Raw genomic sequence first — 12,704 nt, forward strand, 5'->3', positions numbered from 1 at the left:
GGGATGTTAGAATACACGTACACGCAACTCCTTTACTGATTTGTTTCTCGTCAATTCAAGTGTAGTAAAGATTGGAGCTTGCGTGTTTTTTTATGCCAAATTTTCTACGTACCCCAACAAATATTTTAGAGCCTAAAAAAAGGCTCGCCGATACGGCGAGCCTTTTAACTATTTAAATGGGATGGTCTGAGGGGTTTCTTTCCCGTCATTCATAAGACGAATAATAGATGGCTTAATCTCTAAGACAACCATATTTTGATCTTCCGGGCCTTCAAAGTAGCGATTTAGTTGGTCGTTCCAAATATCTTGCTTAATTTCTTTATCTTTCCTCATTGTTGCCTTACCTTCTATTTCAAGATAAGGGTCCTCATATCCATCACCTTCATAACCAATTAAGATGTGAACATTTGGATTCTCTTCAATTTCATCTGTCTTGTGCGTATCTTCATCTGTCGGTGTGTATAGCGTAAAGTCGCGATTAAAGAATGTCATGTATCGAGTGTGTGGCTTGTCATTCTTTACTGTCGCAAGTGTACCAATATGGTGTTTCTCCATGATTTCTTGTGCCTTTTGTTTCACTTCTTGTTCTGTCATCATGATTCACTCCTAACCTATCTGTTGTTAACAATTAAATTTCCTCAGTAAGCCGAATCCTAAACGTACGAATGTGTCATAGAGATAGAATTTCTATCCGATAATCCTCAAATAAGCCACTTTCTACTACACCCGTCATCCCTTTCAAATAGGCTTCAAACTTAGCAGGTACGGTATGAACGGAAACGTCTAGAATGAGGTGGCCATTTTCTGTCACAATCGGACCATCTTTCCCATCTGCAGGACGAAGCATGCTGCCTTCTACTTCTCTTATCGCCTCTAGTCGTTCTTGCACAAGATGGATGGCCTCAGGATGCACCTCAACGGGTATAGGGAATTTTTCTCCTAGTTTCCCTACAAACTTAGACGGGTCGACTAAGATATAAGTGAGGGGACTGCTAGCCATCACGAGCTTCTCTCGAAATAACGCTCCACCACGTCCTTTAACCAACCTCCGCTGATCATCAACCTCATCAGCCCCATCGAATCCCCAATGGGGACGATTCGCTTGGAGGGTTGTCACAGGAATACCGAGCTGTGCACAAGTTAAGGTCATTTCGTGGGAAGTGGGAATCGCTTTAACAGTTAATCCCTCACTTTTAATCCGTTCTTGAATGGAAAGGAGCGCTACGTATGCAGTCGAACCTGAACCTACTCCGATAACATCTCCATCCCTTACTTTCTCAGCCACTTTCTCTCCAACTCGTTTCTTCGCTTCAAAGTCTGAAATGTCTTTGGACCATAGTTGCTCTATAGCTAACGGGTTCGTCCAACTCATGTAAATCCCCTCCTTTCCTAAGATTCCCTGTGAATACAAGGACTAATCTTCATACACATCAAAAAAGGCCTCTGCCATCACACGGTATCCCGCTTCATTCGGATGGATATTCTTTGGATTCGGAACATAGGTGGTTGGGTCTTCCTCAAACTTCTCAAATACAGGAACGTATGTAGCTCCTTCTTTCTCAACGACATCCTGAATTGTCCCATTTAACCATCGTGTGACTTCCTTCAACGTATTAGACAAATCTTTGTTCTTCATGTGCGGGAACGGATAGTAATACCCACTCACATAAATATCCGCTTCTTTATTCAGCTTACGGATTGATGCAATACTTTCTCGAACGTTCTCCTGGATGTGAGCAAGTGTAGGGGCCAAATCCTCAGGTTTAAAGCGAATCTTCCCGTTCTCATCCTTCTTAACAAGACTTAGGAAGTCATTCGCTCCAATACTAATCGTGATCAAATCCGCCTCTTTCACCTGATGCTTCACTTCCCGCTTTTTAAGCTGATTCCTAAGATCCTCTGAAGTAAAGCCTGCTGTTGCATACTCCTTCTTGAAATCAACACCCGTTCCATCTTCCTCAAATCGTTCCGCTATATAATCAGCATAACTCTTCCCCTTCTCACCTTGGTCATTCACCCCTTCAGCAAGTGAATCACCTAACGCAACATATGTAAGATTCTCATTTGCGGCAAACGCTTGCTGAACTAAAATGCCTACAATTATGGATAGGAGCAAACTGATTAAAAAATATCGAATGAACTTCATTCTCACATCACCTCTAAGGTAGTTTTTGGTTTCTATGGTGGATTATGTAGAGAAAAGTTTTCCAATCTACATGGAGAGCACGCCTCCTTATTGGGCGTGCTCCCTTAATTGATATAATCGGTACATCGTGACAACAATGACCTTCACCACTGCATAGGTAGGGATAGCAATTAACATTCCTACAAATCCATACAAGGCTGCCGCTACAATGAGCAACAGAATAATGGTCAATGGATGAACTTTAAGTCGTTTCCCAAGCACAAGTGGTGCTACTAGATTCCCTTCTAGCTGTTGAACAATAACTAAGGCAACAAGAACATACACAACTAGTATCGGCTGCTGAGTGAGAGCTACGACAAGAGCTGGTAGCACACCGATAATAGGCCCAAAGAATGGGACTACCGCCGTTAATGTCACAAAGAGACCTAACAACAGCGCATACGGCATCCCGAGAATGAGATAGCTTACATACATAAGAAGTCCGTCTACAATAGCCACTGTCACCTGGCCTACCACATAAGCCGATAACGTATCATCCATCCGCTTTAACAGCTTTCTCCCTTTGGATTCATGCTTCTTCGGGACATAACGTAGCAAGAATGGAATTAATTTGTGGTCGTCTTTTAACAAATAGAACAAGACAAATGGAACAACAAATAATACAGTCGTTGCGCCGGTGAGCGTGGAAGCAATTTGCATTAAGTCATCCCCTAATGATTGCACCACGTCATTCAATCCATTTGCCGCTTTTTGCTGCAAATTTTGAACAGAGAGCATGCCCATATCATTTTCCTCAATCGCTTTCTCCGCTTCTTTCGTAGATTGTTTCAGTTTAGAAGGGAGTTCTTCTGAAATCTTTGAGAATTGCTCTTGAAGAGGTTTCCAAAATGCACGGTATAACCCATATAGGGCTGCTCCGAAGAACGTGTATAAAGTTAAGATAGCAGCCAAATCATTCATCCACTTCGGCCGCCTAAGTAGCCTTACAAACGGTTTAAATAAATAATAGAGAAATCCAGAAATCAGTAATGGGTAAAACAATGTGCCAATAATTGTTTTGACAGGCTTGAACACCTCAAGCTCCCTTAACAGAATAACAACAATTAAAAATAGAATAATCGCTACACTATTTCGATAATAACGATTCCTCCACCACATATCCTTCCCTCCAATCTTGTCAGCATATGAAAGTCCATTCCCCATGCGACCTAGGTTTATAACATAAAAATTTTTACAATTATGTTTGGTGCTTTTTGGAAACAAGATCTCTATACTAGTAAAGTTCTTCTCATCATGTATGAATCCAATCCCTATAGCAAGAAAGAGCACCTTCCAATACTATCTACAGCAACACAATATGGAATCGTGCTGTCCTAGCAACCCATTCAACAAAAGTCCCAAATCCAAGGTTTAAAAATGCGAGCGTTTGCTCAAGAAGTCAACAAATCAAAGAGAGCTTTAGCATAGCAAATAAAGAAAAACCATCTACACATAGTAGATGGTTTATTGTTTCTTATAGAAGTTTTCTTTCAAAGCAGACACTGTTAATTTTGTTGAATCAAGAATATGCCAGTCTGCTTGCTGCAGGTGGTCATAAGGACCAATTCCTACGGCATACATATTCGTTTGGAGAATAGCAGCTAGTCCTGCTTCCCCGTCCTCTATAGCCACGCAATTCTCTTCTGGAACCATAATGGCTTCTGCACCTTTAAGAAAGATATCAGGGTGTGGTTTTCCTTTAGAGACCGATTTCGGATCAATGACTGCTGTGAAAGCGTCAAGTAATTGGATTTGTTGTAATACAAATTCAGCATTGGAACTTGATGAGGTTAACGCGATTGGAATGCCTTCTTTAAGGAGTTGCTCAATAAAGTCTTCTATACCTGGCATCATATCTGCCCTTGTTAAGGTTGCAATTCTTTCTTGATAATACCGATTACGCCGCTCTCCGAGTTCCACCTTTTCTTCATGCGTGTAGCGATCTCCGACGAGGTGGTTCATTAAATCCATTCTAGGTCTTCCTTGGAATCTAATATTGTCCTCTTCACTAAATGGCAATCGGAGTTCGTCGGCGAGTTGCTTTGTAGCTTCGTAATAATACGGAACAGTATCCACTATGACCCCGTCAAGATCAAATAAGACACCCTGTAGTTGTTTCATAATTGTACGTCATCCTTTCCCTGTATCCATGCCGCTTGTATAAATCGTGGACGGTGTGGTGCTCGGAGTAATGAGAACTGGCCAGTAGAACGCTGCGTCCATCCATCCCTTTTCTTTCCTACCATTCTCCCGTAACAAAATAAGCGCTGGTGTATCTACTGCAAGCGTACGGGCTTGACCGACTTCCCCAGTTGGCGTGTCAGGTGCCGATATGAATCTACCCTGCTCATCAAAGCGAGCTATGTCACGATTCATTCGCGGAATAATCCATACTTTTCCTTTATGCTCCTCTGATTGACTTGATAAATACTGCATGGTTGATAGGAACGCTTCCTTGTCCCACTCATACCCTTCATTAAATGTCAGGGTCTCCCCAATGTACTGGATAATCTTCTTCGCAAGTTCGATGTCTAGTAAGAAGGGTTCTTTCTCTCTTCCTTGTAACAGACGGTCAATCGCCTTAACGGATTTTTGGATATGCGTTTTGTAGCCAGTCTGAAAGCCTAGTGGTAACATTCGCTTCCATGGTTTCAACGTAGTTGTCTTAGATAACATAATTTTATTTGGTGAACATGGAACAATCTTTCCATTGGTGTCAGCTTGTAAGAAGACAACCCCACCATCATGCCCACCACTCTCGAATGCGTCTTGTAAGCTCCGATCAAATTCGTGAATTCGCTTCATCGTTTCGTAAATTTCTCGGGTTGTATAGAAACGGGTGACTGCCAAATCCTTCCTAGCACGAAAGCCATACATACGAGAATGTTGTAAGACAGTGTCCTGCTGCACTTTACGCGGATTTCTTCCATAATAGAATCCAATCAGATTGGAGATGGTAATCCCACGGTCAAGCAATTGACCCCCAATAAAGATGGTGAGTGGTGTTCTAAGCTTTAATTCACCCTTTTCGTTCAGCAATTCCTCAATTTGCCCTTCTGAATTCACCTTGGCCACTAGGATTTGTCCATCCTGAAGAGCATAGGATACTTCATACAAGACAGACTGGAAGGAGGGGATATCATCACTACAGTGTTCGGCTCGTAAGGATTGTCGTAATGATTCATAGGCCAACTGTATTTCTTCTCGTACTAATTGTGGTGATTCCTCTAACCCCATGGTCAACTGTTCAACAACGCTTCGTGCTATTTGTTCTTGCCACTCATGCGTGCTTTTCTTCATTTCCGTGTGGATGATAAAGCTGTATTTAGGGAGACTTCGACCTTCTGTACGCTCCTGTATTCTTCTCATTAAACCGCCAACAATAAATTGAAGAATCGCCCTTCTCATTGAGGAAATCTTTTGGCTTGTAAGCGCTTGTTCCAGTTTAAATCTTCTCCGGTCTTCCTTCTTCATAATCAGGAGTTCCTCAGGATCGATACTCTCATAGACAAAGGAAGCCAATGACCCTTCCTGTTCACTCTCTTCAAAGTAGAACTCCCCTCCCACATACTCATCAGGTACGGGGACAAGAGTTGTGAAGCCAGGTCGAACCGGCTTGAACATCTTCTCTGATTCTTTGAAATGGTAATTCTCTGGTTGCAAGTAAAGAGAATACGGGGTTGCAGTCACTTGGAGGAAACTGCTCCTAGATAAACGACTACGTAGGTCATCAAGAGCACCTGATATCGTCCGTAAGTCGTACGTCTCTCGTTCTGTCTTCTCAAATCCTACACTCGCGAAATCTGCTTCATCGTCAATTAGGAGTGCTCGCTTCTCCGCTAACGATGGATATCGTTCAAAGAGCACCTTATTTAAGCGTTCTATGTTGTGCTTCTCCTTCTTTACGACAAAGACGAGTTTCTGCTTCAATTCATAAGGAACTAAATTCTCTGGAACATTCATGATGTCAAAGACTTGAAGTTCATCCCGTTCAATGAATGTTCGATATTCCTCTTCTAATCGCTGGGTCGTTTGTCTAGCTAACGCTTTCGTCCCTTTGGTGAATACAACGCCTATGTCATACCCATTATCAAAGGCCAGAGCGAGCGCGCCGATAAATGTACGTGTCTTTCCACTTTGAATTTTCCCAAGCAGCATGCCAGGGCGTCTCATGTTTGTTTCTTCCCGAAGGAGATTATGAATAACATCCTTAAGAGCATGCTTTGTAGGTAAATCATATTGATTTTGCTCTGCCATCGTTTTATAGAAATAACCTTTTCGATTCATGATTTCTTCTCCTTGATTATACAACGTTCATAGTGGTTCAATCATTGATTGAAACCCCTAGTATTTTACTAGAGTTAACAAAAAATCGGAAGAGGCAAACCGATAGGCATTACGGCAGTCATCTTCACCGCCAATTCAGTAATATCATTATTTTTCATTCTATCGTTCTTCTTCGAGCATATTGTTAACCATTGTTGATATAACGTTGACAATGCATGAAACTATGATTATGATACGGGTAACATCCAATTACGCTTGATGTTCGACGATTCGCCTCGTGTGCGTGAACGACTTACATAAAGAATTCACCTTTATATATGTATGATTGTATGGAGGGCGTTTAATTGGGGGTACATAGTTAGGGAGGCAGAAGACAATGAGCAAATCGAAGTTTACAACACTTGATCTAACGCTAGGAGCGATGTTCGTTGCCCTTATGGCAATTGGGGCGAACATCACAAGTTATGCACCATTTCTTCAAATTTGGAACGTTCCGCTCACATTGCAGACCTTTGTTGCAATCCTTGCGGGAATTGTATTAGGCAGTCGAATGGGAGCCATTTCCCTTTGTGTGTACCTGTTGGTTGGGTTAGCAGGTGCGCCTGTATTTGCTCGGTTTGGGGCAGGCTTTGATACTCTCGTCACCCCTACTTTTGGATTTATTCTATCTTATATTCTCTTAGCCTATGTTGTAGGTAAGATTGTGGAACACAAGCGCTCTCTTCCAATCTATATCTTCGCAACTGTCGTTGGACTTATCATTAACTATGTAGTAGGTGTAAACTGGCTATATGGGGCTTACGTATTTTGGGTAGGGCTACCAGATGGCTACTCCTATACGGTTGCTTGGATGGGAATGGCACCCTTTCTTGTGAAAGATTTAGCACTCGCAATTGTAGCTGCCTTCTTTGGATATCGACTCGAACGTTCTGTCCTTCAGAATAGTCAATTTAGAAGACAAAAATCAGCATAAGCGAAAAGAAGCCAGAACCAATGAAGGTTCTGGCTTCTTTCCTATAAGTCACGGGCAACTTGTTCTGCTTCCACTTTAGCCTTCTCATAAATGGCTTCAGCTTGATCTGGCTTCGCCGCTACACCTTCACAGCGAATCACAGGAACAGTTCGAATGCCCATTAATCCCATGATGTCTTTCATATAACTCTCTGTATGCTCTAAGTCTTTAGCTGGACCTTCCGAGTAAATCCCACCACGAGCCTCAATAAGAACGACAGGGCGGTCATCCAAGAGCCCAACTGGAGTCCCATCAGCTTCATATTTAAACGTATGACCAGCTGAAACAATACAATCTATATACGCTTTCACCATCGGAGGATAGCTGAAATTCCACATCGGTGCAGCTACTACGACATAATCAGCAGCCATAAATTGGTCTCTCAATTCCCCCATACGGTCTACTTTCTGCTTCTCTGTGTGACTTAACTCTTCATTATTTGCAATCTTCCCCCAACCAGAGAAGGTATCATAGTCCACAACAGGTACATGGTCTCGATAAAGGTTCAAATGATGCACATCGCTATCTGGATGAGCTTCTTTAAAGGCAGCCAAAAAGTCATGCAGCAATCGTAACGAGTAGGAATGATGCGTTTCACGAGGATTTGCTTGAACAGATAATAATGTTGTCACATGTAACGCCTCCGCTTCTCAATAGCTGTGCCTTGTCACACACCACTAGCTTTCCACGGTAGGCTTGAAATATAAGACGTTACCCAGACACTTTCTGGTAGTACCTATCCCCTTGTTCCTCCGCTTGGAACGCCTCATCACTCGTAAATCGATCCACCAGTACCGAAATGGCACCATCTCCTGTCACATTTGTAGCTGTGCCAAAGCTATCTTGTGCCAAATACAGCGCAATCATTAAGGAAATCATCGTGCTGTCGAATGCCAGCACAGAAGTCAAGATTGGTACAGCAGCCATTACGCCACCACCTGGCACACCCGGAGCTGCTACCATGATTACCCCTAACATCGCCACAAATTGAAGCATAGTCAAGAAAGAAGCTACATCTCCACGTAACATCATCACAGCCGTAGCCAGACTCACGATGGTAATCATACTTCCTGATAGGTGTATGTTTGCCCCAAGAGGGACTACGAAATCCGCCACTCTTGAACGAACGCCATTTTTCTTTGTTTGCTCGAGCGTTACTGGGATTGTTGAAGCAGAAGATTGTGTACCAAGTGCTGTGAAGTAAGCTGGTATCATCGTTTTCAACAAGGAGAATAAATTCCGTTTTGATACCCCCGCTGCTGCAGAGTATTGCAAGAGGAGCATTGTAAGATGAACAAGAATAATGATGGCAAATACCTTAAGGAATGTAGACATAATCATCGCGACTTGACCGCCAAACGTCATATTCGCAAAGATTCCGAAGATATGGAACGGAAGTAATGGGATAATGACGTATTGAATGACAAGTTTAATGACTTGGCGGAATTCATCCATCACACGTAGAAGTGCATTTCCTTCAACCCGGGACATACCTAAACCGAGAATAAATGCGAAAACCAATGCCGTCATGACACTAAACAACGGAGGCATATTTAATGTAAAGAAAGGTTCTTGTAGGAATTCCTCAGGGTTATCATAAGAACCGCTTAAACCACCAAATGTAAGAAAACTCGGATAGAGCACTTTGGCTACTCCGTATGCAAGTAGACCAGCAAGGACGGTAGATGCATACGCAATGCCAGCTGTCAGTCCGACCGTCTTCCCTGCCCCTCTTCCTAATTCTCCAATTCCTGGTGCAATGAAGCCTACAATAATAAGTGGAATAATGAAATCAAGGAAATTGCTAAACAATCCATTAAACGTGGCAAATCCACGAATTCCTTCTTCAGGTAAGAAAGAGCCTGCCACGATTCCGAGTGCGATTGCTACTAATAATTTGGGTAGTAAGCCTATTTTCACGCCGATGTCCTCCTTAGGTAAACACATGTGTTTCTAATATGGAGTCAGTATACAGGCTTTTTCGTCCTCTGACAATACGTAATTTGTAAAGGAACGAATAGCTCATACCCAGTACGCTTACACTAACGAAAAACAAAGAGAGGCAAACACGATAATGGACTACTATTTAAAGAGCAAAGAGGGCGCTTACCCGTGTGAAATAACCATTGATGAAGACAATGGCCGGTATATGATTAAGAAAGAGGATACAAGTGGCGAAATCTTTAATACCGCTCAAGAATTGATTCATTGGCTTGAGAACAATTGGAACCGTGAGCAATTTGTAAATGATAAGTACTTCGACCGGATGATGAAAGAACTTCATGAAGCCTATTCCACCGAGATACATGTTCCACCACTAGTAAGTAAACAATAAGCCTAAGAGGAATGACATGAAGAAAGGGAGGCCTATTTATGCTTACCAATCAACAGCTTGACTTACTCCGTTCTAAACTGGTTGAAAGACAAAAAGAAATCGCGGATATGCTTGAAGACACAGATCACTTTGGTCTTGAAATAGAGAACGTTCAGGATTCCGTCGGAGAACTATCCAATTATGATAATCATCCTGGGGATACAGCGACCGCTCTATACGAACGAGGCAAAGACGTCGCCTTGAATGAACACGCAGAAACTGAATTAAATGAGATTGCACACGCATTCCAACGCATGACTCAAAACACGTATGGCACATGTGAAGTTTGTGGGAAAGAGATTCCACTCCAAAGGCTTGAAGCAATCCCCACCACATCTACTTGCTACGAACACAGTCTGAATCAGGAAGAAGTGTCAGATGAAACACGTTCCCTAGAAGAAGATGTTCTGTATCCAGGCTTCGACCAATATGATTATAGCGGAACGAACGCCAACTTCTATGATGGTGAGGATACGTTTCAAGACGTAGCTCGGTACGGCACATCTGAGACGCCAAGCGACTTTCAAGCACAAGGCGACATCGATAATTACAGCAATACGTATTATCAATCGGACGATGCTGTAAGCTACGTAGAAGATTATGAAGCTTTCGCAGGGAACGATTTATATGGCAATGACGTGAAGGTTTATCCGAATGATTTGCATGAGGAATATGAGGAGCGGCTTGATGAAGACGGGGTTGAATCCGTTGTCGGGAACATTCCTTATCATAAAGGAGACAGCTATCTAGAGGATGAACTGCTACATGAGGACGAATGGATTGAAGAATAACACAAGGAAAGAGCCATTACAGAAGATGGCTCTTTCTTTAGCTTATAGAGAAACGGCTTATTTCTCTATATGCGTTCTTCCTTACTTAAAGGAAAGGACCACTCCCTTTCTACAGAGAATCGTCTGCCCCCTTGTGAAAACGGCGTATCAAAAGTCTCGGACTTAGCTGATGTGCAGTGCATGTAAATGAATGAAATAAGGCTGCCGAGAAAGTTCTCGACAGCCTTAGGAAAGAGATAGCAAGACGCTTTCTATTTATTCGTGACGACTACGACCTAGAATATCGTCTGCTTCTTCTTCAGCTCGTTCTTTATCACGATTGACAACGTCTACCGCCGCAGTATTGTTGTTCATATAGTACGCAGCCATTACTTGATCTGCTTCTGATGAATCAGGCTTCTTCTCCATCTCCCCATCTAACGCTTCGTTTAGCTTCTCGTTCGCATTAAACGCTTGTGCCAAATGATTTTTACTTAGGTTGTAATTAGCCATACTTATTCCTCCACTCAATATATTGTATTAGTATTTATCTTTCCTTTTAGTAGGCGCAATTAAACAAAGCGTTTCTGCCAATTAGAAGTTGGGAAGTATCTAATTGGGGAAGGAGGAACCTCATGGAACACGCATTATTATTTCTATTACTCATTGGCTATCTCACTTTCACGTTAGATAAGAAACAGACTTATTTCCCTGTTCCTGTCATACTCGTCATAATCGGACTGGGATTATCGGTCTTCTCTCTCTTCAATGACCTTACAATAACGGAGGGTATCCTGTTTAAAGGGTTTCTTCCTGCACTTCTATTCGTTTCGGCGTATCGTTTCTCCGTATCCTCGTTAAAGAAGCATGCAGGTATGATTACATTGTTGAGCACAATTGGGCTGCTCGCTACCGCTTTCTTACTTGGCGTTGCGATTCATCTTCTCAGCACGCCATTTATGACATTAACCATTTTAGAGGGACTCTTGATTGCCTCAATTCTTACGCCAACAGACCCAGTCTCTGTTGTATCCATTCTAAAGCAATCCTCAAATGATGAGGCCATTGCAGATGTAGTGGAAGGGGAATCGATGATTAATGATGGCACGAGCATCGTCTTATTCTCGATTTTCCTTGGCATGTATGGACAGAATGAATCATTCTCCATGACGAACTTTATCAGTGAATTCTTTCTCGTTTCTGCAGGAGGAATTGCCATCGGATTTGCATTAGGATGGGCCTTAAGTAAGGCTGTTCATGTCACCCATCATAAAGAATACCAGGTCATGTTGAGCATCGTATTGGCATATGGAGCGTTCTATATTGCTGAGCATCTAGGTGTTTCTGGAGTGTTGGCAACTGTAACAACAGGTATATTATTATCCTATGAATTCTCACATACGAATAAGGAAGACCACTATCGAGAAAGCTTAGACGGGTTTTGGGATGTTGTAGAGCCTTCACTATTGTCATTGCTCTTTCTTATGATCGGCATTGAAGCAGCTGGTTCAGTTCAATGGACTTACTGGTCCTTCGCTGTTGTACTCTTCATACTAGCTTTACTTGTCCGTTTTGTTGTACTGTATTTCAGCTTGAACAGTAACCCGAATTGGAGACATCAGTTTCAATGGCAGGATTCTGCTCTTTTAACGTGGGCCGGGATTAAAGGAACGATGTCCGTTGCCCTTCTGTTGACGGTTCAAGCTCAATTGGGCGAGCGAGCAGAACCCCTCTTCTCTGTAACCTTTATCGCTGTCCTACTCTCACTAGGTTTACAAAGTATAGGAATATATCCTTTATCGAAACAGTTACAGCGAAAGAAATCGCGATGAATAGCTCCCCCCTCCCCTTCGCATGCTAACGATATAATGGAAGGAGGGAAATGGAATGACGAAACGTAAAGCAACTTATGATGCAGCTGCAAAGGTCAATACAACCCCAACGGAGAGTATCGCTCAGAATGACTATTCCGCTGAGTTTGCTCAAGGTGAACACCCTATGAAAGGTGCGAACCGTAACTCAAAAAAAGGGCGAGAAGGAAAAAAAATCTGCGGGGCAAAAGAAGATACATGAAGA

14 protein-coding genes are annotated in these 12,704 nt (G+C 42.5%); 5 read left to right on the top strand and 9 right to left on the bottom strand.

Annotation, left to right across the window (positions count from 1 at the left end; all coding sequences use genetic code 11):
• Positions 1-168 precede the first annotated feature (168 nt).
• From H513_RS0108485 to H513_RS0108510, 6 genes are all read right to left on the bottom strand, one after another.
• Positions 169-594: a pyridoxamine 5'-phosphate oxidase family protein gene (locus tag H513_RS0108485; RefSeq protein WP_026800362.1), complete on the bottom strand. Its 426-nt coding sequence runs from the start codon at positions 592-594 to the stop codon at positions 169-171.
• Between the two features lie 76 nt (positions 595-670).
• Positions 671-1,372 (bottom strand): ribose 5-phosphate isomerase A, encoded by a 702-nt coding sequence (gene rpiA, locus H513_RS0108490; RefSeq protein ID WP_026800363.1) that lies wholly within the window; start codon positions 1,370-1,372, stop codon positions 671-673.
• 42 nt (positions 1,373-1,414) lie between these two features.
• Positions 1,415-2,146, bottom strand: a complete 732-nt coding sequence (locus H513_RS0108495; RefSeq protein WP_026800364.1) for a DUF459 domain-containing protein — start codon at positions 2,144-2,146, stop codon at positions 1,415-1,417.
• An 87-nt stretch (positions 2,147-2,233) separates the two neighbouring features.
• The gene (locus H513_RS0108500; protein ID WP_026800365.1) at positions 2,234-3,304 is read right to left on the bottom strand and encodes an AI-2E family transporter; all 1,071 of its coding nucleotides are present in this window, start codon (positions 3,302-3,304) and stop codon (positions 2,234-2,236) included.
• Positions 3,305-3,649: 345 nt separating this feature from the next.
• Positions 3,650-4,306: a beta-phosphoglucomutase gene (gene pgmB / locus H513_RS0108505; RefSeq protein ID WP_026800366.1), complete on the bottom strand. Its 657-nt coding sequence runs from the start codon at positions 4,304-4,306 to the stop codon at positions 3,650-3,652.
• 9 nt (positions 4,307-4,315) lie between these two features.
• Positions 4,316-6,472 carry a Z1 domain-containing protein gene (locus H513_RS0108510; protein WP_026800367.1) on the bottom strand — a complete coding sequence of 719 codons (2,157 nt, stop codon included), beginning with the start codon at positions 6,470-6,472 and terminating at the stop codon, positions 4,316-4,318.
• 376 nt (positions 6,473-6,848) lie between these two features.
• On the opposite strand from H513_RS0108510, the gene H513_RS0108515 reads away from it, so the two are divergent.
• The gene (locus H513_RS0108515; protein WP_026800368.1) at positions 6,849-7,445 is read left to right on the top strand and encodes a biotin transporter BioY; all 597 of its coding nucleotides are present in this window, start codon (positions 6,849-6,851) and stop codon (positions 7,443-7,445) included.
• A gap of 41 nt (positions 7,446-7,486) precedes the next feature.
• On the opposite strand, the gene H513_RS0108520 is transcribed toward H513_RS0108515, so the two are convergent.
• Both H513_RS0108520 and H513_RS19855 read right to left on the bottom strand, forming a co-directional pair.
• Complete coding sequence (locus H513_RS0108520; protein ID WP_026800369.1) at positions 7,487-8,116, bottom strand: FMN-dependent NADH-azoreductase; 630 nt, start codon at positions 8,114-8,116, stop codon at positions 7,487-7,489.
• Between the two features lie 79 nt (positions 8,117-8,195).
• Positions 8,196-9,404, bottom strand: coding sequence for a dicarboxylate/amino acid:cation symporter (locus H513_RS19855; protein WP_231572093.1), 1,209 nt, complete (start codon positions 9,402-9,404; stop codon positions 8,196-8,198).
• 154 nt (positions 9,405-9,558) lie between these two features.
• Between H513_RS19855 and H513_RS19860 the strand changes: the two genes are divergently transcribed.
• Together H513_RS19860 and H513_RS0108535 are read left to right on the top strand one after the other, a co-directional pair.
• Positions 9,559-9,819 (top strand): hypothetical protein, encoded by a 261-nt coding sequence (locus H513_RS19860; protein ID WP_036769680.1) that lies wholly within the window; start codon positions 9,559-9,561, stop codon positions 9,817-9,819.
• Positions 9,820-9,857: 38 nt separating this feature from the next.
• On the top strand, positions 9,858-10,649 hold the full coding sequence (locus H513_RS0108535; RefSeq protein WP_026800370.1) for a TraR/DksA C4-type zinc finger protein: 792 nt from the start codon (positions 9,858-9,860) through the stop codon (positions 10,647-10,649).
• Between the two features lie 255 nt (positions 10,650-10,904).
• Here the strand turns inward: H513_RS0108535 and H513_RS0108540 are convergent, their stop codons facing one another.
• Positions 10,905-11,141: a hypothetical protein gene (locus H513_RS0108540; RefSeq protein WP_026800371.1), complete on the bottom strand. Its 237-nt coding sequence runs from the start codon at positions 11,139-11,141 to the stop codon at positions 10,905-10,907.
• A 122-nt stretch (positions 11,142-11,263) separates the two neighbouring features.
• On the opposite strand from H513_RS0108540, the gene H513_RS0108545 reads away from it, so the two are divergent.
• On the top strand, positions 11,264-12,460 hold the full coding sequence (locus H513_RS0108545) for a cation:proton antiporter (RefSeq protein WP_026800372.1): 1,197 nt from the start codon (positions 11,264-11,266) through the stop codon (positions 12,458-12,460).
• 55 nt (positions 12,461-12,515) lie between these two features.
• Positions 12,516-12,701, top strand: coding sequence for a hypothetical protein (locus tag H513_RS0108550; RefSeq protein WP_026800373.1), 186 nt, complete (start codon positions 12,516-12,518; stop codon positions 12,699-12,701).
• The last annotated feature ends 3 nt before the right edge of the window (positions 12,702-12,704 follow it).

Origin of the sequence: Pontibacillus halophilus JSM 076056 = DSM 19796 (genome assembly GCF_000425205.1) — a bacterium.
In the GTDB taxonomy this organism is placed as follows: domain Bacteria; phylum Bacillota; class Bacilli; order Bacillales; family BH030062; genus Pontibacillus_A; species Pontibacillus_A halophilus.